The 24,360-nt window shown below is 58.5% G+C and carries 26 protein-coding genes and 5 pseudogenes; 14 read left to right on the top strand and 17 right to left on the bottom strand.

Annotated elements, in window-relative coordinates; genetic code table 11:
• The first annotated feature begins 252 nt into the window (after positions 1-252).
• The 3 genes from HT585_RS28560 to trxC are packed head-to-tail and all read left to right on the top strand — an operon-like array spanning position 253 to position 1,620.
• A complete protein-coding gene (locus HT585_RS28560) occupies positions 253-633 on the top strand; it encodes a DUF302 domain-containing protein (RefSeq protein ID WP_246708003.1) in 381 nt (126 codons plus the stop codon).
• 52 nt (positions 634-685) lie between these two features.
• Positions 686-1,162 carry an EF-hand domain-containing protein gene (locus HT585_RS28555; RefSeq protein ID WP_176356178.1) on the top strand — a complete coding sequence of 159 codons (477 nt, stop codon included), beginning with the start codon at positions 686-688 and terminating at the stop codon, positions 1,160-1,162.
• Positions 1,159-1,620, top strand: coding sequence for a thioredoxin TrxC (gene trxC, locus HT585_RS28550; RefSeq protein WP_176356177.1), 462 nt, complete (start codon positions 1,159-1,161; stop codon positions 1,618-1,620). Before HT585_RS28555 ends, trxC begins: the two co-directional genes overlap by 4 nt.
• 141 nt (positions 1,621-1,761) lie before the next feature.
• On the opposite strand, the gene HT585_RS28545 is transcribed toward trxC, so the two are convergent.
• The 9 genes and pseudogenes from HT585_RS28545 to HT585_RS28510 all read right to left on the bottom strand — a co-directional run bounded on the left by HT585_RS28545 (position 1,762) and on the right by HT585_RS28510 (position 9,808).
• Complete coding sequence (locus HT585_RS28545; RefSeq protein ID WP_176356176.1) at positions 1,762-2,523, bottom strand: DUF1194 domain-containing protein; 762 nt, start codon at positions 2,521-2,523, stop codon at positions 1,762-1,764.
• A gap of 470 nt (positions 2,524-2,993) precedes the next feature.
• Positions 2,994-4,760 (bottom strand): arsenical pump-driving ATPase, encoded by a 1,767-nt coding sequence (gene arsA / locus HT585_RS28540; protein WP_176356175.1) that lies wholly within the window; start codon positions 4,758-4,760, stop codon positions 2,994-2,996.
• 326 nt (positions 4,761-5,086) lie between these two features.
• Positions 5,087-5,356, bottom strand: a pseudogene (locus HT585_RS28535) (DUF2442 domain-containing protein); the annotation flags it as partial.
• A gap of 12 nt (positions 5,357-5,368) precedes the next feature.
• Positions 5,369-5,615, bottom strand: a pseudogene (locus HT585_RS31940) (hypothetical protein); the annotation flags it as partial.
• Positions 5,616-5,717: 102 nt separating this feature from the next.
• Entirely contained in the window at positions 5,718-6,164 is a 447-nt protein-coding gene (gene rpiB / locus HT585_RS28530) for a ribose 5-phosphate isomerase B (RefSeq protein WP_057217418.1), read from the bottom strand.
• A gap of 20 nt (positions 6,165-6,184) precedes the next feature.
• A complete protein-coding gene (locus HT585_RS28525) occupies positions 6,185-7,462 on the bottom strand; it encodes a TRAP transporter large permease (RefSeq protein ID WP_176356173.1) in 1,278 nt (425 codons plus the stop codon).
• Positions 7,463-7,474: 12 nt separating this feature from the next.
• Entirely contained in the window at positions 7,475-7,942 is a 468-nt protein-coding gene (locus HT585_RS28520) for a TRAP transporter small permease (RefSeq protein ID WP_176356172.1), read from the bottom strand.
• Between the two features lie 80 nt (positions 7,943-8,022).
• The gene (locus HT585_RS28515; protein ID WP_176356171.1) at positions 8,023-9,015 is read right to left on the bottom strand and encodes a TRAP transporter substrate-binding protein; all 993 of its coding nucleotides are present in this window, start codon (positions 9,013-9,015) and stop codon (positions 8,023-8,025) included.
• 40 nt (positions 9,016-9,055) lie between these two features.
• Positions 9,056-9,808 (bottom strand): FCD domain-containing protein, encoded by a 753-nt coding sequence (locus HT585_RS28510; RefSeq protein ID WP_176356170.1) that lies wholly within the window; start codon positions 9,806-9,808, stop codon positions 9,056-9,058.
• A gap of 459 nt (positions 9,809-10,267) precedes the next feature.
• Here HT585_RS28510 and HT585_RS28505 point away from each other — a divergent pair, with 459 nt between their 5' ends.
• Positions 10,268-10,417, top strand: coding sequence for a hypothetical protein (locus HT585_RS28505; RefSeq protein ID WP_210270606.1), 150 nt, complete (start codon positions 10,268-10,270; stop codon positions 10,415-10,417).
• Positions 10,414-10,641, top strand: a complete 228-nt coding sequence (locus HT585_RS28500; protein ID WP_176356169.1) for a hypothetical protein — start codon at positions 10,414-10,416, stop codon at positions 10,639-10,641. Before HT585_RS28505 ends, HT585_RS28500 begins: the two co-directional genes overlap by 4 nt.
• A gap of 621 nt (positions 10,642-11,262) precedes the next feature.
• Here HT585_RS28500 and HT585_RS28495 read toward each other — a convergent pair.
• From HT585_RS28495 to HT585_RS28485, 3 genes are all read right to left on the bottom strand, one after another.
• On the bottom strand, positions 11,263-11,550 hold the full coding sequence (locus HT585_RS28495) for a hypothetical protein (protein ID WP_176356168.1): 288 nt from the start codon (positions 11,548-11,550) through the stop codon (positions 11,263-11,265).
• Positions 11,551-11,579: 29 nt separating this feature from the next.
• Positions 11,580-12,329, bottom strand: coding sequence for a Crp/Fnr family transcriptional regulator (locus HT585_RS28490; RefSeq protein WP_176356167.1), 750 nt, complete (start codon positions 12,327-12,329; stop codon positions 11,580-11,582).
• Positions 12,330-14,124: 1,795 nt separating this feature from the next.
• Positions 14,125-14,970, bottom strand: coding sequence for a LysR family transcriptional regulator (locus HT585_RS28485; RefSeq protein ID WP_176356166.1), 846 nt, complete (start codon positions 14,968-14,970; stop codon positions 14,125-14,127).
• A gap of 100 nt (positions 14,971-15,070) precedes the next feature.
• On the opposite strand from HT585_RS28485, the gene HT585_RS28480 reads away from it, so the two are divergent.
• The 4 genes and pseudogenes from HT585_RS28480 to HT585_RS32315 form a co-directional block, all read left to right on the top strand.
• Entirely contained in the window at positions 15,071-15,532 is a 462-nt protein-coding gene (locus HT585_RS28480) for an Atu1372/SO_1960 family protein (RefSeq protein ID WP_176356165.1), read from the top strand.
• 11 nt (positions 15,533-15,543) lie between these two features.
• Positions 15,544-16,701, top strand: a complete 1,158-nt coding sequence (locus tag HT585_RS28475; RefSeq protein ID WP_176356164.1) for an aminotransferase class V-fold PLP-dependent enzyme — start codon at positions 15,544-15,546, stop codon at positions 16,699-16,701.
• 20 nt (positions 16,702-16,721) lie between these two features.
• The gene (locus HT585_RS28470; RefSeq protein ID WP_176356163.1) at positions 16,722-17,510 is read left to right on the top strand and encodes an SDR family oxidoreductase; all 789 of its coding nucleotides are present in this window, start codon (positions 16,722-16,724) and stop codon (positions 17,508-17,510) included.
• A gap of 260 nt (positions 17,511-17,770) precedes the next feature.
• A pseudogene (locus tag HT585_RS32315) lies at positions 17,771-17,992 on the top strand (arginase family protein); the annotation flags it as partial.
• A gap of 39 nt (positions 17,993-18,031) precedes the next feature.
• On the opposite strand, the pseudogene HT585_RS28460 reads toward HT585_RS32315, so the two are convergent.
• A pseudogene (locus HT585_RS28460) lies at positions 18,032-18,220 on the bottom strand (integrase core domain-containing protein); the annotation flags it as partial.
• Positions 18,221-18,356: 136 nt separating this feature from the next.
• Here HT585_RS28460 and HT585_RS31935 point away from each other — a divergent pair.
• Positions 18,357-18,818 carry a hypothetical protein gene (locus HT585_RS31935; protein ID WP_246707992.1) on the top strand — a complete coding sequence of 154 codons (462 nt, stop codon included), beginning with the start codon at positions 18,357-18,359 and terminating at the stop codon, positions 18,816-18,818.
• A 128-nt stretch (positions 18,819-18,946) separates the two neighbouring features.
• Positions 18,947-19,342, top strand: coding sequence for an ArsR family transcriptional regulator (locus HT585_RS28450; protein WP_158556202.1), 396 nt, complete (start codon positions 18,947-18,949; stop codon positions 19,340-19,342).
• A 22-nt stretch (positions 19,343-19,364) separates the two neighbouring features.
• Here the strand turns inward: HT585_RS28450 and HT585_RS28445 are convergent, their stop codons facing one another.
• Together HT585_RS28445 and HT585_RS28440 are read right to left on the bottom strand one after the other, a co-directional pair.
• Positions 19,365-19,793: a hypothetical protein gene (locus HT585_RS28445; RefSeq protein WP_115422767.1), complete on the bottom strand. Its 429-nt coding sequence runs from the start codon at positions 19,791-19,793 to the stop codon at positions 19,365-19,367.
• The gene (locus tag HT585_RS28440) at positions 19,794-20,513 is read right to left on the bottom strand and encodes a hypothetical protein (protein ID WP_176356162.1); all 720 of its coding nucleotides are present in this window, start codon (positions 20,511-20,513) and stop codon (positions 19,794-19,796) included.
• Between the two features lie 143 nt (positions 20,514-20,656).
• On the opposite strand from HT585_RS28440, the gene HT585_RS28435 reads away from it, so the two are divergent.
• On the top strand, positions 20,657-20,887 hold the full coding sequence (locus HT585_RS28435) for a helix-turn-helix domain-containing protein (RefSeq protein ID WP_115422812.1): 231 nt from the start codon (positions 20,657-20,659) through the stop codon (positions 20,885-20,887).
• Between the two features lie 384 nt (positions 20,888-21,271).
• On the opposite strand, the gene HT585_RS28430 is transcribed toward HT585_RS28435, so the two are convergent.
• Positions 21,272-21,742, bottom strand: a complete 471-nt coding sequence (locus HT585_RS28430; RefSeq protein WP_176356161.1) for a ProQ/FINO family protein — start codon at positions 21,740-21,742, stop codon at positions 21,272-21,274.
• Between the two features lie 240 nt (positions 21,743-21,982).
• Between HT585_RS28430 and HT585_RS28425 the strand changes: the two genes are divergently transcribed.
• Complete coding sequence (locus HT585_RS28425) at positions 21,983-22,645, top strand: XRE family transcriptional regulator (RefSeq protein WP_176356160.1); 663 nt, start codon at positions 21,983-21,985, stop codon at positions 22,643-22,645.
• Complete coding sequence (locus HT585_RS28420; RefSeq protein ID WP_176356159.1) at positions 22,646-23,263, top strand: RES family NAD+ phosphorylase; 618 nt, start codon at positions 22,646-22,648, stop codon at positions 23,261-23,263. It abuts the gene before it with no gap.
• A gap of 20 nt (positions 23,264-23,283) precedes the next feature.
• Here HT585_RS28420 and HT585_RS28415 read toward each other — a convergent pair.
• Positions 23,284-24,309: pseudogene (locus HT585_RS28415) on the bottom strand (type IV secretory system conjugative DNA transfer family protein); the annotation flags it as partial.
• Positions 24,310-24,360 lie beyond the last annotated feature (51 nt).

Below are 24,360 nucleotides of genomic sequence, written 5' to 3'. Positions count from 1 at the left end.
TCGCTGGGACATGATCTACAGAGGCGCGGGCCAGATTATTGCAGCTTGATTGCACGCGCACCGGAGCATCGATGGACACCTGTGAATAGCGCGCATTTCGGTCGAGTTAAATTTCTGAAGCATGTAGCAATGCATCAACGAGAACCGATGAAAGGAAGTCCGATGAGCTACTAATTCGCAAAAACGTTGTCATACGGCTTTGACGAAGCGGTAAAGCGAACGATAGGCGCCTTGAAGGCTGCCGTTTTTGGCATGATCACTGAAATCGACGTCAAGGAGGCGCTGAAGAAAATCGACGTGGAATTCCGTCCCTACCGAATCCTCGGCGCCCGCAACCCGCGCATGGCATATGAGGCGCTTAACATCGAGGGTAAGGTCGGGACTATGTTGCCGTGCAACGTCATCATACAGGCTGCCGGAGACGGCGAAGTTGCCGCCTTGATTCTATCGCCTCGATGCAAGCGTTTGGCAATCCAACGCTTTTGGAGACGACCATGCGAGCACGGTCGATGCTGGAGAGCGTCGTCGAGGGATTTTGACCGGTCGTCTCGCTTACAAGCTGACGAAAAGAAAATCAGAGCCACTGGTTGTCGGCTAGAGACATCGGTTCGCACACTTGATGCCGATCAATGACCAAATTTTGGTCGCGACTTATCATTGATGCTCACTCAGTGGGAGCAAAGCGATGTTCAAGGTCTCCATGACTGTACTGATGACCCTTGGGATGTGGTCAGGACAAGTGCTCGCCGATGACGACGTCGGACCGCGGTGGGGTTGGGGACAGGGGCCCGGTTCTGGAATGATGCAGCGTCTCGGTGCTATCGATACCAATGACGACGGCATGATCAGTGATGACGAAGCGGCCGCCCAGGTGGAATTGGTGTTCGCCGCGATGGACAGTGATGATGACGGTGAGTTGACCGAGGACGAATATTTGAGTGTGCGCATGGGCCCTGGACGAGGTTTTAATGCAGCGCGGCAGAAGGTCATGCAAGAAAGAAAGAAGACCCGGTTCGCTCAAATGGACCCCGACAAGAACGGCAAGGTCAGCAAGGCGGAGTTCATGGCGGCCGGCAAGGCTCGCTTTGAAGCGGCCGATACTGACAAGGATGGACGGGTCACGCCCTGGGAATTTCGCGCTCAACACAGGAATTCGATGTGAGTACAAGTAGACATATTGTGTGTCCTCATTGTGCCGGGGTAAACCGGTTAGCGGCAAACCGTGACGCGGGATCGGCTAAGTGCGGCGTCTGCAAGCAAGGGTTGTTCGACGGACGCCCAGTGGATGCAAACGCAGAGATGTTCACGCGCCAGATCAGTCGTAGCGATATCCCCGTGCTTGTTGATGTCTGGGCACCTTGGTGCGGTCCCTGTCGGATGATGGCTCCCGCTTATGCAGATGCTGCGAAAATACTCGAGCCGGGCATCCGCGTGGTGAAGCTCAATTCCGAGGAGCATCAACAGGTCGCCGCACAGCTCGGCATCCAAGGCATCCCGACGTTGTTGCTTTTCCATGGCGGCGTGGAACTCGCCAGGACTTCAGGCGCCATGAACACGCGCCAAATTGTTGACTGGACCGGCGCCCACTTAAATGGTCAGCAGCGACAACCGCTCGCTTAGCAAAAGCGTTCAGGTGGTCTACACATGAAAATGGCAGTTTACGCCTTGCGCGTGCCAGACGCCATCACTGTCATCAATTCAGGACAGAAGCGAAAACCGGTGCCACTACGCTGATCAACAAAGGATCTGACACGCGAGCGTTTAGGGACCTAGTGGGAGTTTTTCCCCAATCGTACAGTCTGTAGCCGGTTCACCTGCTGCGAGCTGAAAGCGGTCAGCGGTCGAACGCCCGCTCACTTCCATAACTAGCTTTTGACGGATAGCGACGGCAAAGTCCTCTGGCTCGTGCACGGCGAGCACGAACGAACTGGGGCCACCGATCACGCAGTCTCGATAGTACCGGTCCAGAGGGCCGAAAGAGACAGAGGGCCGAATCATGATGGCAAGTCCGTTGATGATGATGCCGCGGGCTAGAGTATCAGTGCGTGCGGAAATCACAGGAGGTCCGGTGTTGTTCGGTCCATCGCCTGAAATATCTAAGATTCGTCGCGTACCAGAAAATTCATTCCCCTCGATTAGAGACGTAGCAAAGGAGATTGCGTTGGAGAGGGAAGTCGCCCGTCGTGTTCCAATTGGCCGGGCCTCGAGTTTGGCCGCGAAGGCTTTGGCATCCTCCGCATCATCAATTACCTGCCACGCGATGACCGAGTTCTCGTTTACCAACCCTGCCCATTCGAAATAGCCTAGGGCGATGCGCCCAAGATAACCGCCCTTAACTGCGGCCACGAAATCCGGGTGCCTCAGTGCCTCAACATACCCGGTCCGCTGCACATGCGCTTCTTCCAGGTCCATCGAGCCTGATATGTCGACCGCGAGCATGAGCTCGACATCAACTGGTTCGGCAGCCATTGTTTGAAGCGAGAATCCGCTGAACGCAAGGATCACTGATAGAACTCTGAGCATCGTCCTGACTCGCCTACTTAGAAGACGCGGTGCCATTTGCGAGTACTATTGTATCGGCCCGCCTTCTGACCGCAAAGCGGTAAGATGGTAGACTAGAGGTGCCACAATAGCGGCACAGTCGGCCGCAACTTCACTATTTCATATCGTGTAAGTCGTCGGTCGCGCGGCGTGACGCAGATTTTGCGAGATCGCTGGCCGCTGGAATCGCAAGGGCAGTGAGAAACTATATGAATAGTCATGACTGCCAGATAAAATCACTTTCATACAAGGCGACGACGGGTGAAGAGCTCGCGAGTAATTATCGGGCTGGGCAGGTGAGCATCAATCATTAACCACCCGAGTTTGTCGTGGAACCCAACGAGTCAGGATCGGCATTGACATCAGGCCTGCTAAGACTGTTATCCAATGCCAGCGCTTTGAGCGCGAGCATCATGGATTGCGAGGGGCTTCGCTTGGCCCAGACTGTCGTCTCACTCCCGCGCGGAGAGCCGTTTCAAGGCTTCGATGCCAACCGGGGGAACAGCCTGGAATGGCAGAATATAGGCTTGTTTTGCCAGGTTGCGTCTGATCCGGTCGATTTGGACCTGTTCCCCCGCAAGACGCGACTGCAGAACCGGGTCTTGCGTGCCAGTCGCCGCCATGGTCCTGTTGACCACCCAGCCGTAAGGCTCAATCTTTGCTCGCCGTAGGTCGTCCTGCAGCATCGCCGCTTCGGAGACTGGCGTCGTTTCCGCAAGGGAAACGAGGATAACGCGGGTATAGTCCGGGTCCTGAAGGCGCATCAGTGGCGTGACTATCCGGCCAGGCCCGACTGCCTCCATCTGTCGCGTCATCTGGCGATGATAGGCTCCCGTCGCATCCAGCAGGAGAAGCGTGTGCCCCGTCGGAGCGGTGTCGATGACCACAAAGGCGTTGCGGGCCTCTGCCACGATCCGTGAGAAGGCGTGGAAGACAGCGACTTCCTCCGTGCAGGGAGATTCAAGGTCTTCCCGGAGCAGCGCCTTGCCTTCCTCGTCGAGATCGCGTCCGCGTGAGGACATGATCTTCTCGATATAGCGTTTGGTTTCGGCAGCCGGATCAATCCTGTCGACCGTCAGACCGCACATATTTCCCTCGACAACGAACGACAGGTGAGCAGCCGGATCAGTGGTCGTCAAATGCACGGCATGGCCGCGTTCGACCAAGCCGACCGCAAGGGCCGCAGCGACCGTCGTCTTTCCGACGCCGCCCTTTCCCATCACCATCACCAGGCCCTTGTGGCCACCGGCGATCTCGTCAATCAATTTCGCAAGCGACGGCAGGGTGGTCTGGGCGGCTGCCACCGGTTCCTGGATGGTCGACGCCTGTGACTGAGGTGCGAACAAGGCACGCAGTGCATCGAGACCTACCATGTCGAAGGGAAGCATCGGAAACTCGTCGCTCGGCAGCCGGGACAGTTCAACCGGTATCGTCGAGAGCGCGCTACTTTGTGCTCGCTCAATCCCGACTGCGATTGGATCGTCTCTCTTCGTCGCGCGGAACCGGCCATTGATCGCAAGCAATTGGTTCTTCAGCCCAAGGGCCGCCAGTTCCCCTGATGTGCGTGAAGCCTCCTGAAGAGCACTCCTGTCCGGACGGGCGACCAAGACTATCCGGGTGCGCTTCTCATCTCCCAGGCATGCGAGTGCTTTCTGGAACCGCGCCTCCTGCATCTTCAGGCCGGAATGCGGACCCAAGCACGAAGCGCCCCGATCATTTCCCTCGAGAAAACCCGTCCATGCCTTTGGAAGACTGAGAAGCCGCAACGTGTGACCCGTGGGGGCGGTGTCGAAAATGATATGGTCGACCGTCGACATGTCGTCTGCAAGGAGGCCGACAAAGGCGTCGAAGGCGGCTATCTCCGTCGTGCAGGCTCCGGAAAGCTGTTCCCGAACCGTGTTCCGTTCGCTCTCGGAGGCGTTGGTTGCCATCTGTGCCAATACACGATCGCGATAGTCTTCAGCGGCTGCTTCCGGATTGATGTTCATGGCGTAGAGGCCGGGCACGGATGGGACTGGGGTGGGGATATCACGGAGCGGCGTCGCCAGCATCTCGTCCAGATTGGAGGCGGGGTCAGTGCTGACCAGCAGCACCTGCTTTCCGCCGTCGCAGAGCGTGATCGCGCTCGCACAGCTTAGAGAGGTCTTGCCGACCCCGCCCTTGCCCGTGAAGAGCAGGTACCGCGTCGGGTTGGTCAACATGTGCAGCGTCTGGGTCATGACGATCTCACTTTCAGAGGAGCTTAAGAGATAGAGGCCGAACCACCCTTGCTCGACCTCAATCAATATGTCTGAGGCTTAGCTTTTTCGCACAGCATTCTCTGTGACACGGGATCCGTGCGCGTCCGCAACAGGCATGACCGCTAATGGCGCGCAGGAGACATGACGCCGCTGCGGAGCTAGTCTGCTTAGGACTAGCGTGATGGCGACCTTTACGACGGACTGCTCATCATGAGCCATGGCGTGTTGCTGGGTTGTTCACGCTCTGGTGCGTACAGAATTGCATAATGTATCGACTGAAACAGCGCGCTGCGGCGATTGGCCGGCTAGCTGATCTTCCGGGGACGCCCGCCCTTCGCGCCGTTGGCTCGGCTTGCCTCGATCTTCGCGGCGGACCGAGATTGCCCGCCTCGGCGTTGAGCCTCCATGAACTTCGCAGTTCCGAATATGCCCTTCATTAAACCGAGGATGGTGAAATCCACGTCTAAGGTTTCCCAATGCAAGCCAGTTTCGCCCAAAAGCTCGACTTCCGCCAACTGGGCAGGCGTTGCATTCTCCAAGCATTGTACGGATCGGGCAGGCACCGTGAAAGCTGCGGGCCGGGCTGATCAGCGCGCCACTGCTAGCAGGCCGATCATCGGATCATCTCTCATCTGGCTGATCGTTTCCAGCGTCATGTATTTGGCGCGCTGGACGTCGGGCTCGGCCTAGTCGATGATTGTTGCCAGCTTCGCCACCTTTGGCCGGATCTGGTCGGCGACGGCTCGCCATTGTAGGGACGCTGCCTCGGGTGTCTCCTGAGCGAAAGCGGTGGCGATGAAGGCCGACGCTGCGGCCGCTCTTGCCGGCGTGGGCCCAATCGCCCAGGAATACAACAGGCAGCCCTCGCGGGGAGGGCGACCGTGTCCCGGCTCGTGGGAGAGGTTTCAGGAGGATCTGACCGCCGACGAAAGCGAACTACCGCTGGTCGTCCATTTCGGCGAGCTTACGCACGCGGCGCCTGAAGTCTTCGTCGGTCGAGAACTCGGCCTTGAGGTAGGCTTCGACCAAGTCCTTGGCGAGCCATGCGCCGACGATCTGGGCGCCAATGCACATGACGTTGACGTCGTCGTGTTCCACTGACTGGTGAGCCGAATGGACGTCGTGGCAGACAGCTGCGCGGATACCCTTGACTTTGTTTGCCGCGATCGATGCTCCCACGCCGGTACCGCAGACCAGCAGTCCGCGGTCCGCGGTGCCGGCGGTGAGCGAGGAGGTGACGTTTTTCGCGATGTCGGGAAAATCGACAGGATCGGGGTTGTAGGATCCGACGTCATTCACCTCATGGCCGAGCGATTTGATATAGTCAATGATCGTAGCCTTAAGCGGAAATCCGGCGTGATCCGAGCCGATAACGATGCGCATGTTATTTCTCCCAGTTGAGATTATTGAGCAATCAGACGAGGTAGCCAGAGCGTGAAATCCTTCGCGAAGGTCAGGACGGCCAGTGTGGCGAGCAAGGGTACATAGAAGGGTAGGAGCGCCCGTAGCAAACGTCTGATCGACACCTTGGCGATGTCGGATACGAGGAACAGGGAAAGGCCCATCGGCGGTGTCAGCAGACCCATCATCAGGTTGAAGATGGTGACGATGCCAAGCTGGACCGGATCGACGCCGGCTAGCACGAGCGGCGGTGCGATGATGGGCACCAGCAGCAGCGTTGCCGTCGTTGAATCCAGGAACATGCCGGCGATGAAGAAGATCAGGTTGGCAATGAACAGCAGAGTTAGTGGATCGTTGGATAAGGCGAGCAGAGACGCTGCGAAGGTCTGGGGGATCTGCTCGACGGCAAGGATCCAGCCGAACAGGGCTGCCGAGGCAACGATGATAAGGATCGCACTACAGCTGCGGGCTGTCAGCAGGGCCGAATTCCAGAGGTGAGCAAAGGTCAGTTCACGGTAGAGCACGCCGCTGATGAAGATGACGTAGACGGCGGTGATGGCGGCGGCTTCGGTTGGGGTGAAGGTGCCTGCGGTCATGCCTCCAACCATCAGCGCCGGGGCAATGATGGCGGGAAGTGCAGGCAGCAGAGCTTTGACGATTTCCATTGGCGATGGCCAGCGCTCGGCGCGGGGATGACGATGACGAGTAGCGACGACAAGTACCGTCAGCATCAGCATCGCGGTGCAAAGGAGTGCCGGCATGATGCCAGCGATCAGCAACTGGACGATGGAGACACTTGTTACCGAGCCATAGACTATGAGCGGGATAGATGGAGGAAATATCGGTCCAAGGGTCGCGGACGCGGCCGTCACCGCACCGGCAAAGGCGGGATCGAAGCCGCGCTTCTTCATGGCGTCGATCTCGATGCGGCCGAGGCCGCCGATATCGGCCAACGCGGCTCCCGACATTCCGGAAAATACCAGGCTACCAAAGACGTTGACCTGCGCCAGTCCGCCGGGAACGCGGCCGACCAGCGTGTAGGCGAAATGGAAGATGCGGTCGGTGATGCCGGACAGATTCATCAGGTTGCCGACGAAGATAAACAACGGCACGGCAACCAACGGAAAAGAATCAAGCGCATAGGTGATGCGCTGTGAGAGAAGGCCAAGCGGCAATCCCTCGATCAGGACATAGAGGATCGACGGCAGCAGGATGGCATAGACCACTGGAAAGCCCAGCACGAAAAGACTGAGGAAGGCGATAACAACTAGAAATCCCATGGGATTTTTTCCTTACACAGCAATGTTCGTGTCCGCCTGGGGCGGCTTGCGCAAATGCACCAGATGGACGACGGCTGCCCCGGCGAAGCCGAAGAACGTAGCTCCAAGGAAAATCCAGAAGGGGATGCTGAGAGTAGGTGTCGCGTTCAGCAGGTTCTTGGAAATGCTGGTGACAGTAACCCAGGCCAGGAATAAGCTAATTGCAACTGCCGTGATGGAGATGGAAACGTTGATGATGCCGCGCAGCCTTTTTGGCAGTGCGGCCTTGATCTCGCCCATGACGATGTTTTCACCGTTCTGGACCACCAGTGGGTAGGAGACGAAAACGAGGCAGATCAGCAGGAACCGAGTCAACTCTTCCGCTCCGATGAAGGGAAGCGTGAATACGTTTCGCAGAATGACCTGAGTTGTCGGGACGATCACAATGCCAGCCATCAGGCAGACGCAGATAACGGTCAGCACGCGTTCCAGCAGGCGCATCTTGTTTGCTCCATTCACAGGTTCAAATTATTGGGTGTGGGGATGACGCTTGGCCGTCCCCACATGCCGCGTTACGTGGCCTACTTGACAGCAGCGATCTGGGCCAGAGGCGCCTCAAAGGCCGGGAAGTCCTGCTTGATCTGGGCGCTTACCTTCTCGCGAAAGGCGGCTACATCAAGCCCGTCGGCTTCGGTGAGAACAGTCATGCCACGACCTTTGAGATCCGCAACGAGCTTGACTTCGGACTCAGTTGCCATCTGCAACGACTTCTTGGCTTCGTCGTCCAGCACTTTGGTGATGGACGACCGCTGCGCCTCGGTCAGCCCTTGCCAGATTTCCTCGTTAATGAAGACGGCAAGCACGGCCCGCATGTGGCCGGTCATGGAGAGATGGCTCTGAACTTCGTTGAGATTGTTAGATGCAATCATTGTCAACGGATTTTCCTGGCCGACCACGACGCCGGTCATCAGAGCCGTGGGCAGTTCGGCAACTTCGACAGGGGTCGGGATTGCGCCGAAGCCCTTGACCATCGAGACCCAGAGTTCAAGCGGCACGGCGCGGAAGGGCTTGCCCGCCAGGTCGGCCGGCGTTCTGACCGGGAAATTGGACGAAATATGGCGGTCACCGCGATAGATACGGCCAATTATGCGGATGCCCTGTGCGACCAGCTTATCGTTGACGGCCTGAAGGGCCGGCGAAGTGGCCGGATCTGTCGCGGCCAATGCATGGGCGCCGTCGCGATAGATGAAGGGCGCGTTGAACACGGCCACCTCCGGCACAAGGCGGGCAAGTGAAGCGAAATCGTGATGGCCCATGGAGATCGACCCCATGCGAACACCATCGACCATTTCGGCGACGCCCCCAAGCTGGCTGGCGGGATAGACCGTGACGGTCACTTCGCCATTGGTGGCGGTCTTGATGCCTTCCGCGGCGGCGGCGGCATAAATCGTCTGGATATCGCCTTCGGCGCCGACATGGGCGTATCGCAATTCCGCAGCCGAAACCGGCCCGGCCACGAGCGCTGCCCCGAGTGCGAATGCGGCCAGGCCGCGTGTTTTGAGAATGTTCAGCATTTTCTTCTCCTCCCTTGGATAAAAAAGACTGATCTGCCTGTTATTTCTCCTCCGGCAGACCCTTCCTGGCGAATGCGGCTATGTAGCTCTTGCGCCGAAGCTCATCGCCGATGGCAAAGTGTTGGCGCAATTTGGTCTCGGCCTCGTCGGGATCGCGCGCGAGTACGGAAAGGTAGACCTCCCGGTGAGCCTCAACGAGGTAATCGCGGATGCCGGTCGTATCGCTGGTTTCGATGCGCCGCTGGACATGGCTGCGCTTCAGCAAGGTGGCTATCGAGTGATAGATCGTGATCAGCGCCGGGCTGCGGCTAGCCTCCACGAGCGCCAGGTGGAACGCGAAGTCTGCAGCGCCGCCGTCCTCGGCATCATCAAGCGTTTCCATGAGTGTCGAAAGCAGACCTCCGATCCGTGAGAGATCTCCGTCGGTTGCGCGGCTACATGCCAGGCGGATTGCCTGGCACTCGATGGCAATTCGCGCCTGCATGATATCGTCGACCATGTCGGGCTGCTGGGCCAGGCAGAAGGTCAGGAAATCCCCCAGGACGGCAATATCGGCCTTGCGCACGAAGGCGCCCTTGCCGTGGCGGATATCTAAAAAACCGTAGTTTGCGAGTGACCGGAGCGCCTCCCGAAGCACGGGTCTCGAAACCCCAAGAGCGAGAGACAGTTCACGCTCGCCCAGCAGCCTGTCACCCTCCTTTAGGGCGCCGGATAGCAGTTGCTCGCGAAAGAACGACAGGACTTTTTCGGTCCCGGCTACTGCATCGGACTCGGCGCTTTTCAATGTATTCACAACTGGCCTCCACTGGTATTACCACTTGAGCACCAGATGCCGCTATGGTCAACCACTTACCTTTCGTTTCGGATGTGGCGGGCGCTTACCCCGCTCGTGCAGCTTCCAGCTCTCATCGAAGACAGGGCCCCGAGTACGCAGACCTCCAGGATCCATTGCCGGAGCGGCTTGCCAGGCCTAGGTTTCCCGGATCCCGGTCAATGGCCGTCGCGACTGATCCTCCGAGACGAGCCTTTTGGTCGTTCAAGCGCGCGCGGAGTGGCCCTGGCAGCTTAGCTGCCGGCGACGGTACGCCCAATTCTTCTGATGCCAGAAGGCCGGCTGGCTTCGTGGGCTAAACGCGGCGGGCTAAGACATTGCCCGAGATGAACAGCACTGCCGCTCCCCTGGTTTAGCGCGGCGGATTGTTCCGGTTGAGTGGCGATACCCGTATCGCAACCGCCATTGAAAGCGAGATGGATGGGGCAACAACATGTGCCGCCGGAGGCGCCTTTGGGGCGTCACCACAACGCCGCCTGCGTCGTGTCGATGGTCGATCGTCTCGTCCACAATGCCGAAGTCATTGCCATCGAGGGCCAATCCACCCGGCTCAAAGAGGCCACCGAATGATCGGAACTGCGCACCGAGCAGAGAAGGGCGCAAAGGCCATGACGAAAGCCCCCGCGAAACCTGGGTTGCCGCTCTCCTTGTACGTCGAGATCCCGACAACCTGGACACAGGAACAGGCCCTGGCCGTCTTCGAACTGCTGACCGAAATCCGCGACAGCGTCTGGCACCAATACAACGCCCAGATCCAGACCGAGCTCCAAAACCAGCGCCTGCCAAACAAATGATCTGACAGCACACCGAAAGCACGCTGCCTTATTCCGATTCCTCGGCAGCGAATAACCGCAGTTTTAGGCGACCGCTAACATGCGATCGCTGTGTGCGGATCCTGGGCGACGTCGATCTGTCGGCCGAGGCGGTGCGCTCAGTTGCCGGCACTTGCTGTATGTCAAAAAAAAGCCTACCGTAACTTCCAGTCGAGGAAGAGGATGCATCGCCTCATTTGTTTGGTTTACCCCATGACGCAGTCTTCGACGGGCATAGATGTTTGCCAATCGGCTCTCCTCGGACGCTGGTTCCCGCCTCCAACACTAAAAGCGAGGCAACCCAATGGACGTCTATATCGCCACTGAAAACATCAGGAGATTCAATTCTCTACTCCGGACGGAGAAGGACGAATCCCACAGACGCCTTCTCCTGGAGCTGTTGTGCGTTGAGAACGAAAAGCTGGCTGCGGCGCTTGCGACACAATCGAAAGCGACACCTCCTGAGACGCAAAAATTTTGAAATCGCCTTTGTGCAAAATTGGCAGTGATTTGGCTGCTCCTCAATCCGGGGTGGATCTCTGGCGCCATCAAGTCTGCCGAAGCGCTGGAGCCGAGAACGGGCTGCGTCGGAATGGTTCCTGATTAAAAATAGGACCGGTCGAACGGCCCGATGTATTCGGTTCTGAAGCCATCCATCCGAGCCTTGCGGATGAAAGCATTCGCACCGGCAAGGTTTGTCTCCAGGACGCGGGCGCTTTGATTGCTTTCCGCGAAATTTACTTCAAACCAGTGGCTCGCGCGTGTGGAGAGCAGGCTGATACGCCAGTTCCGCGCCTGCTGTCTCTCGACGCGGAAGTCCGCATCAGCAGGGGTTGGCTCGTTTGGCTCCGCTATATTGGCAGGTGCAAATGCTCGATCTGCATGGTTCATGCTCACGCTCCTCCTGTTTCCGTCGGTAATCAGCGATCTGTGGTCTGGTTTTCCCCCTGCCCGAGGTGCTCCCAGGACGCGGCGAGCCGTGTCTCCTCGAGAACCTCAAAGCGCCGCGGTGTAAGAGCGCGGATGATGCCTTCTTCCTGCAACGCCAGAAGCAAATGCGCGAGGTTCGTTGTCGTGGTGCCGATGTGCGCCGCCAAAGCAGTGCGATTTATTGTCACCACCGCAATTGAATTGCGCTTTATCGAGACGACAGTTCGATCCAGGTCGAACGGTCGATAGATGGCACGCAGAAGGAAATAGCCGAGACGATCGATTGCTCGTCCACGCATGAAAGCGATCTGGTCGAGGCAGCCCTGCAATTGCGAGGCTGCGGCGGTCAAGAGAGTAGTGGCCAGTTCCGGCGCGCTTCTAATCGCAGCTTTCAGTTGCGCCTGATCCAAGCACCGGATTGTCGCCGGCGTCAGGATCTCGAATTCAATCTCGCGGTTGCGCGCGATTGCCAAGGAGATGATGTCATGAGGTCCGAAGAATTGGAGAATGGGATTGTTGCCGTCTCTGCGCAGCCCACGCGCCGCAACGACGCCGTCGATAATGACGCCGAAAAAGAAGACGCCCGTGCCATTCCCAAACAGCGTGGAGGCAGCCTCAAAGCGTTTCACGCGCCCAAACCGACGCAAGCGCCGTTCTATGTCAACCGATGCCTGATCGTCGAAAAGTCGATTCCATGATGGTCGGTGATCGCGTTGTGTGGTGAAGATCTCTTTAGCCATGAAGGGACCCCAGATTATCGAAAAATCCGTGCAGACTTATTCCGCAATAGGCGATGGCGGTCTTTGAGGTTAATCAAAAGATCTAAAATAAAATTTCTAATAGTTGACTATTCTTTTATGAGTTGCGACGGGAATATTCGCCAGTAATACGAGAGTATCTTGCGTTTATGTTCGGGTTCTCTGATTTCTGTTATGATTGTTACAGCATTCAGAATGCTATAATATCTGGAGTCACCCAAGTATTACGCAGAGACGATCAATTCCTCCATCGTGATCTGTAGGCGGAGAGTTCATGCCACTGCAGCCAACGTTGGATCAGCGCGCGAACCTGGCGGTCTCTCGGTTCCGCTTTACAAATGCGGCGCTGCCAAGAGACTTCTTCGAAGTCTTTGAAGGCACGCTGAGGGTCCTCAGGGTTCTCAACGATGGCTGCCGCGTCCTTCTTGGTTTCGTGCGACAGATCTGCTCGGCAATTCGCTCCTTTGTTCAGTTAAGGCGGCCACGCCCGACAAAGTCCATGCCGCTCCGGTGTGAGCCGTTCGTCGTGTGCTCTCTATCGCTGGGGTGGGACTGGGTTAGTGGTAGTGAGGCTGCCCGTGCAAATGGATGGGCATCACAAAATCGTCACCACGCCGGCCGCATCTCGATAGCACGGCGGATTGCCTTTCGAGGTGATGACGAAGTGCTGATTTTCGAGCAGTGTCAGGGTTGAACACTGATGATGTAAGCAACGATTTCGTCAATCTCGCTCGATGTCGCCAGGAAATTGGGCATGTCGGGATGTTCGAGGGGGACCCCTTTTGCCAGCGTCTCCCCGAGCGTCCCCTTTGGATAGCGCTCAGAAAACCTGCGGAATGGGAGTGCGTCCGGATGTCGGCTCGCGTCAATCGGTCCAATAGCGTGACAGCCGCTGCAGTTAGCCTCCGCCAAAAGCCGACCTCGTTCGAGCTCGGACGCCCCCCACGCCGATGAAGGAACCGATAGTAAGACCAGAAGAACTGACTTTAGTGACGACATGTTCACTCGGCGCGATTTTTCTATTGCGGCACGAGGGTACTCTGAGACCAACATTCGCGCAAAGGCGAGGATTCGCTCGGCGTCCAAGGGCAACGCTGAGGAGCGCGGCGTGCTCGGAGTGGGCCTCATGTTCACCGACAGGGTCGATCCGCTACTCCGCAGACCTTCTGCCGGATCGACGCCGCACCAACTGTCCTGATGCGCTCCCGCAGCCGGATTACTTGGCGCTCGCTCGGGAGGGGGAGAGCCTAAGATCGCATAATCTATCGACTGGAAGCTGCCCCGGTTGACGCTGGTCTGCATGTTAAAGAGGTTCTCAGATCGTCTTTGCGCCGTCGATCTCGACGACGGGGAACACCGCTCGGATCACGACATCATGATGCTCTCTTGAGTGAATGGAGACATGACCTTGTCATGCGAAAGGGCAATAATAATGTATTCGGATAATGTTTATGGCAATATAAAGAATATTGATGGCGAGGGATTTAGATTAGCCGGCCAATTGATGCTCCCGTGGGTTTTCGAGAAACTCGATCGCCAGGCAAGCGCCAGCATTACGATCAGGGTATTGAACGGGCGTCATGGGCACGGCAGAGGCGCATAACATGTTTCTGGGAGTTTCCCGGCCGACATCGCGAAGCGATAAAGGCCCTTCTGGATGAATAACCACCAGCGCATCTCTTCGAGGGTCTGAGCCAAGAGACATGAACGCTGGCGAACACCGCTGCCGCGCTCGTGTTGTCAGGCTTCCAAAAAACCTGGACACCGCAAGGCGCCGTTAGAACCCAGCACGTAGAAAGGTCGCGAGTTCGTCGACGAGTTCAGGAGACTTCTGACACACATATACGCCAAATTCGGCTGTCGGCGCAGGCGGCAGCCCGTACTTTGTTTGGAGGTTTTCGCAATCCGCGGGCAGGCCTTCCTGCAGAAGAAGTCCGATGCCGAGACCTGCCCGCAATGCTGAGATCAAAGCCGAGAAGGTCGAGGCTCTGCAGCCCGCGGTCCACTCTATTCCGTCTTCGGCCAAAAGGGCGAACATCCGATCCTGCCATGAGCAGGAGCCGTCGAAGATGATGATGGGTATGGGGGCGTTTTCGTCCACTTCCAGCATGCGACTCGCGCACCAGATGAGCTGGCGGGAGATAAAGCCAGTCGGAGTTGTTGAAAAGCGGGCGGGGTCGGCCACGACAATGTCGCTACGTCCATCCACCAGCGACCTTGCGAGGTCTGCCGAATGCGAGGAGTTCAAATCGATCTCCACCGAGGGGTGACGCCTCTTGAAGTCCGCGATAGCCGAAGGCAGCCTGGTGACGGCGAGATCTTCCACCATACCGAGCCGAACTCTGCCCGAAAGCTTTTTGCCGACGATTTGCCTGCGCATGTCCTCGCCAAGGGCAATCGTCTTCCTGGCGTAGGCAAGGAAAGTCTCCCCGGCGTCTGTCAGGGAGACACCTTTATGGGAACGGACGAGCAGCTGCGTGTCAAGATCCATCTCAAGACGCTGCAATTGCATGCTCACCGCGGGCTGCGTCCGAGCGAGACGATCCGCGGCTTTGCTGACGGTCCCAGTTTCTGAAACCGCGATGAAGGCTTGCAACAGCCTCGTGTCGAAGTTCAGCTCCATATAAAACATCCTTATAGCTCTCTAAGAATTATAACACTACACAGCATGGCGGTCAGATGACAACCTCCCCTCACAGCAAAAATGGTGACGGAGACCTGTCGTGAGCTACAAGGAAAAACTCGAAAAGTGCGGCGTTAACTGGCCCAGTCTCAGCCGGCCAGATCTCCCCTTCGCGCCGACCAAGCGCATTGGCGACACGCTTTACGTTTCCGGCCAAATCCCGGAAGTGGCCGACGAAATCGCTTACATCGGCCAGGTCGGCAAGGAAATCGACGTCGAGATGGCGCTCCAGAGCGCGAAGATATGCGCTGCCAACATCGTTTACTGGGTCGAAAAATCGCTCGACGGCGATCTCGACCGTGTCGTGCAAATGGCAAAGATGAATATCTTCATCAACGCCGTTCCCGGCTTCACCGCTTACTCTCAGGTCGGCAATGGCGCTTCGGAAATCATGAATGCCCTATTCGGCGAGCGCGGGGAGCATGCCCGGTGCGCGGTCGGCATGGGTGGTCTTCCGGCCAATGTTCCCGTCGAAATCGACGCGGTCTTCCACGTGCGCTGAAGGAGAGCGAGATGCCGCCTGTCATTCACTTCAATCACGCGGGCGCAAGCATCCTTGCTCCGGAAACAGTCGAATTGATAGTGGCGCATCTCCGCCGCGAAGCGGAACTGGGTCCCATGGAAGCTGGGACGGCCGCCGCTGACCGCTTGGAGGCTGGATATGCGAGGGCGGCCCGTCTCCTGGGGTGCGCGGCCACGGACGTCGCGTTCGGGACCGGTCACGGTCAGCTTTACGGCGACATCCTCGCTTCGGTGCCGCTCAAGGCGGGCGACCGCGTCCTGGTAAGCCGCCAGGAGTGGATCGGCAACGTGCTTGCCCTGAAGCATGCGTGCCATGTTTCGGGCGCCTCAATGTCGGTGATGCCGTGGGATGAAACCACCGCGGTAGACGTCGAGGCGGTGGTGAGGTCTCTCGATCCCGACGTGAAGATAGTGGCGCTTACTTGGGTTGGTGCGAGTGGCGCTCTTATCAATCCCGCCGAGGCGCTCGGCAAGGCGTTACGCCAAGCGAAATCGGGAGCCTTCTACATGATCGACGCCAGCCAGGCGATCGGACAACTTCCTGTCGATGTGTCGGAGATCGGGTGCGACGTCCTAGTCGCCTGCGGCCGGAAATTTCTGCGGGGGCCACGCGGAACGGCTCTCGCCTATATCTCGCCCAGGCTCGCGGTGTCGATGGTTCCGAGGCGCGTGGACGACCGCTCCGCCAAGCTCGACGTCGGGCGCGCGGCCATCCACCAGAGTGCTCAAGCTGTGGAAACCGCCGAGTTCGCCGTGGCATTGCGCCTGGGGTTGATCGACTCGCTCGAGCGAGCCCTGAGCCTGAATGCGTTCGACACCCGGGTGAAGCTCAACGCACTCGCCACGGAGCTCCGCAACAGGCTCACGGATGTGCCCGGCGTAAACATTCTCGACCTCGGCCGCGACAAGGCCGCGTTCGTGACTTTCGTCATCGAAGGCATTCCATGCCAGCGGGTGAAGGAGCTTCTCGCAGCCCGCGGGATCACGATCGGAAAGAACGGCGTCGGATACACGCCGTTCGACATGGACATCAGAGGCATCACGGAAATCCTGCGAGCCTCGGTCCATTTTGGCAACACTGACACAGACATCGAAAAGTTAGTCCAGGCCGTGCGCGAGATCGCCGCGGAAGCGGCCGAGGCCGCGTGACGGAAGAGGGAATTGGATAGATGAGCACAGCAAACGTGAAGAAGACCGCACTGGTACTGGGCGGCAGCAAAGGACTGGGTTTCGGCGTAGCTGAAGCCTTGGCTGACAAAGGGGTCGACGTGGCGCTTGTGGGCCGCGACGAAGCGACTCTCCGCGCGGCCGAGGCAAAGCTCGAAGGAAAGCCCGGCGTGGCGATGTCCTTCTCTTGCGACCTGTTCGAGAAGAAGGGCGTGTCCGAACTCCTAGGCTGGGTCGATCGGCATATGGGGCACGTCGACATACTGCTTCTCAACGGAGGCGGCCCTCCGCCGTTTCCGGCTTCGAAGTTCGAGGAGGAGATCTGGCTTCAGCAGTTCGGTGCGATGTTCCTCAACCAGGTGAGGATTGCGTCACACTTTCTGCCGGGCATGAGGGCTCGGAAGTTCGGCCGCATCGTGGCGGTGTCTTCCACGAGCGTCAGGGAGCCTATCTCTGGGCTGACTGCTTCCAACGCGTTGCGTTCGGCTCTCGCTGGTTGGGCGAAGACGCTGTCGCTGGAAGTGGCCGCCGATGGGGTCACCGTGAACGTGGTCCTTCCAGGAAGGTTCGCCACGGAGCGCACCGTGTATTTCGACGCTATGGACGCGGCTGACCGCGGTGTTGATCCGTCCGTGATCGCCGGGGAAAGCCAAGCCGAGATACCGATCGGCCGTTACGGGACACACGAGGAATTCGGGGCCGTCGTGGCGTTCCTCGCAAGCGACGAGGCTCGCTATGTCACGGGGGTGGCGATGCCCGTGGACGGCGGCCTTAGCAGATCGATGCTGTAGCTGGAAGGTGCGGGAAATGGAACTCGAAGATCTTAGGACGGAGTACTCCGGCGCTCCGGCGCTACTGGCGGCGCGATTCATGATCCGGCGTTGAAGGCGGTCGCGGACGGTCTTCTTACGGGCGATCACAGAAGATGGCCCTTTGAGGGCGTTCGGACGTTCCTCGATGCGCCCTATGTTGAGGACGCCGCCAAAGCGCTTTTTCTCCGGTCAGACGATATCGGGCATCGACGTAGCTCTCTCTCGGGTTCAGGAACAGGGCCGGCTCGCGCCTGGGTCCCAAGGCGGTTCGGCAGGTCGAGCGCGTCGGACCTTATAATCGGGTGCTCAAGGCGGCCCCGTCAACCGTGCTGAGAGTTGCCGACATCGGCGACGTCCCGATGAGGAGCAGGTTCGACCTGGAAAGCTGCCACGCCGACATCGAGGAGTTTTTCGGTTCACTTGCCGCAAGCGACTTGGTGCCGCTTGCGGTGGGGCGGTGACCATTCCATCTGGAGTTGCCCCCAAAAGATCGGACATGCTCAGGTTTGAGATTGCGAGCTGATGAACTCGCGCGGTGATTGATATCCTAAAGCACTATGCGGGTGAAGATTGTTGTAATGCTCGAACCAGAACGGCAGTTGAGCGATCACTGTTTCAGCATCCGGGGTGGGGTTTACCGAGACGTAATCGCGCTTGAATGTTTTGACGAACGCCTCGGCCATGCCGTTCTTTCAAGTCCAGGACTACAGTTCGTACTGACACTCTTGCCCGCATAGAGTTCGAGGTTACGCACCCGTTCCATCCGTGGCGCGGCCTGCGCTTCGTGCTGTCGACACGCAAACAGAACTGGGCGAAGACCGCGTCATGTTCTACGACGCCCAAGGACGGTTGCGTTCGCTTCCGGCCTCGTTCATCGACGCCTCCGAACCGTTCCTATGCATCCGCGAAAAAGCGTTCGACGGCCATTGCCTTGCCCCACTTCTCGATGGTCTCTGCAAGCTGTTGCCGACTATCTTTAAGAGCTTGAGCGACTTTGCGGGCATCCTCCCGTCATTAATGTCAAACAGCGCAGTTGCTCTCAAAGGAAACAATGTCGCTCGCCTGCCAACGCAGCTGTTGGGGAATGCGCATTTCGAGCGCAATCACGATTTTTCCCGCCTTCAATCGTCTCCGAGCCGCCAATCAGTCGTTTCGGGTCTGTTCTCGGGAAATGAGGGTCGTTTTCGACTTTCAACGCAACGGGGCCGGTGGCTGCGCCACCGGCCTACCGCCCTGACGAAGGCGCTTGAGAGGGTGTTTGCAGGAGGCGGCGGGATCCTATGCTGATCCGAGCGCGCGCTTGCGATTTTGCCCGAATTCGCCCTTTGGGCTGACGCCCTCCCGAAAGTGAAGCCACTTGTGCTTTCCGCGTCAGAATGTTTGACATACGTCAATTAGCACGGAGCTCGGCGGGGATGACTTTGAGTGAATGGAGCGAAGATCGGGCGCGCGATGCGGCTCAGTTTTTGCAGGCGATCGCGCATCCGACACGCCTTCTGCTCCTGTTGCTGTTGGCCGAACGGCAGTTGCCGGCGAGCAAGCTTGCGCGCGCCGTTGGTGTTTCCCAGCCGGCTGCGTTTCGACATCTGCGGTGCATGGTTGAAGCTGGCATCCTTTCGATCAATACACGAACCGCAAGCATGACCTTTGCGATCGCCTCACCCACAACGATGCGGGCTGTGCTGGAGATGTCGGCGGCCCTGTCGGCTGAGCTAAATGCGCCAGAAGGAACCGCGAGGCGCCAACGCTCGCCCGACCGCAACCGGGATCTTCCACCGGAAGCCTCCCGTGCGCTGTCGAGCGCAGCCTAGGCCCTGGCAACACGTTCTTCGATCACGTAGCCCGCAACATCCTTCGCACCCTTTTCGACACTTCATCGAGTGTCGCCATCACTCGGTTTATCTGCGAGAGCTTGGCAGTCGGCACTGGACCATACCGGATGACGATATACTCTCGGTTTCTGGAGAGAGTTGCCAAGTGCTCCGCCGTGCGGCTGCGCAGAACGAGGCCAGCATTCACGGCTATTCGGGTCCGCTCACCAAGATCGTGCTCAAAGCCGCAAATTGTCTTTTGATCGATGCCCTTGGCAAGCAGAAGTGCATTGAGATAGAGCTCGATTGAATGGAGAGCGAGAAGACGTCGCGGAATGTGGTTGGGTTTAGACACGCCCTCACCAAGCTTGACGGCCGCGTCTCTATACTGCGTCGCCAATGCCAGAATATCTCGAACCTTTGCTGATTGATCGGGATGTGCCAGGTCCATTCAGCATGCCTCCCGGCTCGAGTTGGAATCCCATGTCTCAGCCACCCGCTCTTCCATGCGGATAAGATCCCTCAGCAGTCTCCGCAGCTCTGGCCAGGGTGCCACATCGAGCTTCAAGCCGGGATCCTGCATAGCGATCAGGCAATGGAGCTTTGCGGTGACTTCGGTCAGAGAGGAAGGCGCTGTGATCCGCATAACACGCCCTGCTATGCCCGCTTGATGCGCGAGCTCCTGTTCCCGAGTGATAGCCGCCGCGCACTCCAGACGCTGATCGGCTTCTCTCCACCGTTTCCGACGCCGGCGAAGTTCGACCCGTGCCTGGGACAGTTGTTCGGCATTCAGCTCAGAGCTCAGCCGATTGATGTCAGCGAAAGAGTGAACTGGGACAATCTGCTCGGTCCCAATCCGCAACTCGACAATGGGAGCGCCGCCGGTCACTTCCAGCAACTTCGTTTCTAGCTTTTGTCTGAGACGCGTCGCCCGCACGTGCTGCAGATGGCACGCGTACCATCTTGGCCACATCTCCCTGACAGGTGTTGGACCACTCGGCCTTTGCTGATCACGTGTTGCATCGAAACGTCCGCTTAGCCAACGTGCCGCGACGGGGAGAAGGTTTCGGCGGTCGATCACCTGCGGCAGCTTTTCGGTGGCGCCGTTCTCAAAATTTTCTTCTCTACGGGTGATTGCAGGCAAAGTTCTGCTATTCTCAGAATCAGCCATGATCCGAGCTCTCTAAAGCTAGATTTTGGTCTTGGTTCGCTTGGGGTAGGGAACCCCAGCGGGGCCGGGTTTGAATTCGTAACGTGGATACGATAACCGCCAATGCTGCTCTATTCAACGCTAAATCGTATCAGTGTTACGAAATGACGCCAATTCAGTGCAAGATGGCGCGAGTGGCGCTGGGCTGGGGTACGCGGGATTTGGCAAAGAATGCCAGCGTATCGCCTGATACTATCGCCAGACTGGAACGAGGCGAGCGGCTCCGAGATTCAACCGTGGACGTCGTGCAGGCAGCTTTTGAAAGAGCTGGTATAGAGTTCATCCCAGAAAATGGTGGTGGCGTCGGTGTTCGCTTTTCGAAACCAAAAGATTGAGTTCACGGTTCGAGGGATACGCCCCGCATCAGTCTCACTGATGATCCAACGGCCGCCAGAGACGGTATCATCGAAATCTCGGCTTCGCTGGCCAGCTCGGGCAGGCGACGGCAGAGCACTTTTGAATTGGAGCGGTTTGCCGGGCCTAGGCTTCCCGGATCCAGGCCTGTGGCCGTCGCGATGCTGATCCTCCGAGACGAGGCTTTTAACCGGTCAAACCGCGCGCGAACTGGCTCTGGCAGCGCTGCTGCTGGCGCCTGGTGCGCTCATTTTTTGCTGACGCCCCGAAGCCGACTGGCACGTGGCGAGCTAAACGCGGCGGGCCAAGACAATACTCAGACGAGCAGCGCTGCTGCTCACGACCGAAACATCCGCTCTCCTCAGTCAGCGCGGCGCATTGTTCCGATTGAACAGAGCAGCGCGGATCATATCCGCCTTTGAAGCCGGGATGGATCGGACAACCGCAGGTGCCGCTGCCTTTCGGGTCTCGTCGCGCTTTCTAATGCTTTCAATCTTCTCTGAGGCTGCCAATCTGTCGGCGTCCGATACTGTGTCAACCGGCATTCCGTTGGTGTCGTGACGAGCGGATCGTGGCTGTGCGACCGCCATATGATATCTCTTTGAGTGGAGATAGGCTCCCGTCGCCCGTCGCAGCGCCGAGACGCTGATCTCGGGCCTCAGAAGTGGTCTAATTTCATTCCAGAGCCCGAGCGCGAATGGTCGGATTGCATGACCAGTTTCCGTGGGCAGGATCGCGATCGGTTGGGTGAGGAGCGCATTGATGGCCTGGGCTTTCAATACATCCGTCTCACGCGCCACAACCGGACCAGATTTCTCTCTCGACGATTTGCTCATGGAAGGTTTCTCGTGCGTCACTTCAATGCCGGTAGCCTGTAGCAACGGATTTGGGCAATGTCACGGTTGAGAACATGTCCGCTGAGAGTGACGAAGGTCTGAGAGGACGTTCGAGATCGTCACTCATATCGAAGCGAAGGTTCCCCTCGAATTCCGGGTTGGCGAACGAAGTTTGCAAACTTAACGAACTTGACGAACTATCACGGCGCGCCTAGATACTAGGACAGGAGGCTGAAGCCCATGTCCGTCACGAAAACAGTAGACAGCGATTCTTCCAAAGTCGCACTCTCGATGAAGCTGCCCCGGAAGGCCGATTTCGAAAAAGCCCTTATCAGGCAGTACGCCAAGGCGGTTCAACTGAGCCGGAAGGCTGGCCATCAGGTCAGCTTCCGCGTGGTCGTGGATCCGCTGGCCGGAGCGCAGACGATTTCGGTCGTCGAGGAGGAGCCGGCGCTTCGAGAGAATGCGTTTCCGGTCGAGTCTGTGGCCGATCCCGATGACGAGCTGCAGGCCGCGCTAGCGACGGCGCGGGAGCGCGGTCGACGGCGCGTTGCGGAAATCCTCGCCGAGGACGGCATGCTGAGCGCGGACGCATTTGCCGATCTGCTTGGCATGTCACGTGTCACCGTCAACACTAAGCGTCAGAATGGACAGGTTCTGGGGCTCGACGGCGCCAAACGCGGCTTCCGCTTTCCGGCATGGCAACTCGACCGGGACGGACGGCCCTATGCTGCGCTCCCGAAGTTGCATGCGATTCTGGGCAGCGCATGGGCGGTTTACCGTTTCCTGGTTACGCCGCATGGCGCTCTGGATGGGCGGACGGGGCTTGTTGCGCTGAAACGCGGCCATGACGACGAAATCCTTGCCGCGGCCGAAAGCGTTGCCCACGGTGATTTTCGCTAAATGACTGCAATCAAGCCGCCGGCGGGTTTTGAGAATTTCCCGCTCGATATCGAGGTCGTTCCCGCTGGTCGCCAATTTGGACGCATCTACGGAAGCGCCTTCCCAGACCCGTTGGGCTATGGAAAGACGCCGAGTCGATTCAGCGATCCTCGCCGGCGTGACGCCGCCAAACGGTTTGGCGTTCTCTATCTTGGCGAGACGCTCAAGGTCTGTTTCCTGGAAGCAGTTCTGCGCGACCGGCGCGACGGTCTCATCGGTGACCTTCCCATCGAGGAGAAAGAACTTTACGCCCGACGCTACGCGGAGATCGAGACTAACGCGGAACTCTACCTTGTCGATCTGCGTGAAGACCATGCGATCAGGATGGGCGTGCCGACGGATGTCGCGAAATCTTCTCGCCAGAGCCTCGCGCGGGCATGGTCGCTTGCGTTTCATGAACACGGATCGAAGCCGGACGGCATCATCTACCCATCGCGCCTGAATGGACACACAAACCTTGCGATCTTTGACCGTGCGGTCGCAAAGCTTGCCGCCGTGCGCCTCGTACCACTGATTGGAGCGCGTGGACTTGCCACCGTCATCAACGACCTTCGCGTAAGTCTCGTTGACATAGCCTGAGGGGTGCATTGACGGTCTCGTCACTCCGGATGGAAGGTGCCCTTGAACTCCGGATCTGCATAATACCGCAGCTTCTGAACCCAGGCCGGTCGCTGCCCCTGCCGCAGCAGGATCATCCTGTCTTCCGGCAGTCGCATGATCTCATCGGCATTGATGAGATCACGCGCCGAGATGTGCTCGGACGACGAGTTCTTGCCCTCGCTCCAGGACCTGGTGATGTACTGCGCGTCGGTCTTGCCGATCGAGCGTGCGATCAGTTCGGCGGTTTCGATATCATTGACGCCAAAGACCTGAAGGACGGCGGCATTCGACAGGAAGGTTCCCGCTCGGCGCCCATAAGTGGCGCGCAGCTGATGGATATCCTGGAGGATCGGCCAGAGCTGGACACCATAGCCGGCCATGAGACCCATGGCGCGCTCAATCGGGGCGAGGTGGCCGAGAGCGGCGAACTCGTCGAGCAGGTAGAGCACGGGCCGGGCAGGGGAGGCGGGATCGCGCGCCATGTCGGTGAGGCTTTGGGTGATCAGCAATCGCAGCCACCTGGAATAGGTTGAGAGCCGATCAGGCGGCAGGACCAGAAACACGGTCGCGTTGTTTCGTTTGAGATCGGAAAAACGGAAATCCGATCGGCCGAGCACGGCGGTCATGCGTGGGCTATCGAGGAAATGGGTGTGACGCTGCGCGGCCGACAAAACGCCGGCTGCTTCCCGATCGGACTTGCCAAGATGGCGATTGGCGGCACGGGCAATCAGCCCATTGGCCTCGTCCATGTCCTGCATTCGCGCGAGCAAACCGAGGAGGCGTTCCGGGGCGTAACGTCGAGAGGTTTCGGCGCCCCGGAGAACTGCGATAACGATCTTGAGGATGGGGCCGGCGATCAGTGCCTTGGCCTCCTCGTTCCAATGGGCATCACCGGCCATGCCCGGTTCGTCGAACATCAGGGCGTCGGCGAGTGTGCTGGCATCTTCCGCGATATCCAGGCTATCTGGGTCGAGCATGTCGAGGGGATTGAAGGCTGCTGAGCGATTGCCCGTCACGCCGAAGGGGGCGACGCCTGTTGAAGATGCCACTCTCGTGAAGCGTCGCCATATGAGCGC

Source organism: Ensifer oleiphilus (assembly GCF_013371465.1).
Taxonomy (GTDB): Bacteria; Pseudomonadota; Alphaproteobacteria; order Rhizobiales; family Rhizobiaceae; genus Ensifer; species Ensifer oleiphilus.
Note: the sequence above shows the minus strand (reverse complement) of the source record. Positions and strands in the feature narration are given on the sequence as shown.

What these genes read in the sequence shown, in the direction of transcription:
- HT585_RS28560 (WP_246708003.1), top strand. Translation starts at nt 253, where the DNA reads ATGATCACTGAAATCGACGTCAAGGAGGCGCTGAAGAAAATCGACGTG.
- HT585_RS28555 (WP_176356178.1), top strand. Translation starts at nt 686, where the DNA reads ATGTTCAAGGTCTCCATGACTGTACTGATGACCCTTGGGATGTGGTCA.
- HT585_RS28545 (WP_176356176.1), bottom strand. Translation starts at nt 2,523, where the DNA reads ATGCTCAGAGTTCTATCAGTGATCCTTGCGTTCAGCGGATTCTCGCTT.
- arsA (WP_176356175.1), bottom strand. Translation starts at nt 4,760, where the DNA reads ATGACCCAGACGCTGCACATGTTGACCAACCCGACGCGGTACCTGCTC.
- rpiB (WP_057217418.1), bottom strand. Translation starts at nt 6,164, where the DNA reads ATGCGCATCGTTATCGGCTCGGATCACGCCGGATTTCCGCTTAAGGCT.
- HT585_RS28525 (WP_176356173.1), bottom strand. Translation starts at nt 7,462, where the DNA reads ATGGGATTTCTAGTTGTTATCGCCTTCCTCAGTCTTTTCGTGCTGGGC.
- HT585_RS28520 (WP_176356172.1), bottom strand. Translation starts at nt 7,942, where the DNA reads ATGCGCCTGCTGGAACGCGTGCTGACCGTTATCTGCGTCTGCCTGATG.
- HT585_RS28515 (WP_176356171.1), bottom strand. Translation starts at nt 9,015, where the DNA reads ATGCTGAACATTCTCAAAACACGCGGCCTGGCCGCATTCGCACTCGGG.
- HT585_RS28505 (WP_210270606.1), top strand. Translation starts at nt 10,268, where the DNA reads ATGGGGCAACAACATGTGCCGCCGGAGGCGCCTTTGGGGCGTCACCAC.
- HT585_RS28500 (WP_176356169.1), top strand. Translation starts at nt 10,414, where the DNA reads ATGATCGGAACTGCGCACCGAGCAGAGAAGGGCGCAAAGGCCATGACG.
- HT585_RS28495 (WP_176356168.1), bottom strand. Translation starts at nt 11,550, where the DNA reads ATGAACCATGCAGATCGAGCATTTGCACCTGCCAATATAGCGGAGCCA.
- HT585_RS28490 (WP_176356167.1), bottom strand. Translation starts at nt 12,329, where the DNA reads ATGGCTAAAGAGATCTTCACCACACAACGCGATCACCGACCATCATGG.
- HT585_RS28485 (WP_176356166.1), bottom strand. Translation starts at nt 14,970, where the DNA reads ATGGAGCTGAACTTCGACACGAGGCTGTTGCAAGCCTTCATCGCGGTT.
- HT585_RS28475 (WP_176356164.1), top strand. Translation starts at nt 15,544, where the DNA reads ATGCCGCCTGTCATTCACTTCAATCACGCGGGCGCAAGCATCCTTGCT.
- HT585_RS28470 (WP_176356163.1), top strand. Translation starts at nt 16,722, where the DNA reads ATGAGCACAGCAAACGTGAAGAAGACCGCACTGGTACTGGGCGGCAGC.
- HT585_RS31935 (WP_246707992.1), top strand. Translation starts at nt 18,357, where the DNA reads ATGTTCTACGACGCCCAAGGACGGTTGCGTTCGCTTCCGGCCTCGTTC.
- HT585_RS28450 (WP_158556202.1), top strand. Translation starts at nt 18,947, where the DNA reads ATGACTTTGAGTGAATGGAGCGAAGATCGGGCGCGCGATGCGGCTCAG.
- HT585_RS28445 (WP_115422767.1), bottom strand. Translation starts at nt 19,793, where the DNA reads ATGGACCTGGCACATCCCGATCAATCAGCAAAGGTTCGAGATATTCTG.
- HT585_RS28440 (WP_176356162.1), bottom strand. Translation starts at nt 20,513, where the DNA reads ATGGCTGATTCTGAGAATAGCAGAACTTTGCCTGCAATCACCCGTAGA.
- HT585_RS28435 (WP_115422812.1), top strand. Translation starts at nt 20,657, where the DNA reads ATGACGCCAATTCAGTGCAAGATGGCGCGAGTGGCGCTGGGCTGGGGT.
- HT585_RS28430 (WP_176356161.1), bottom strand. Translation starts at nt 21,742, where the DNA reads ATGAGCAAATCGTCGAGAGAGAAATCTGGTCCGGTTGTGGCGCGTGAG.
- HT585_RS28425 (WP_176356160.1), top strand. Translation starts at nt 21,983, where the DNA reads ATGTCCGTCACGAAAACAGTAGACAGCGATTCTTCCAAAGTCGCACTC.
- HT585_RS28420 (WP_176356159.1), top strand. Translation starts at nt 22,646, where the DNA reads ATGACTGCAATCAAGCCGCCGGCGGGTTTTGAGAATTTCCCGCTCGAT.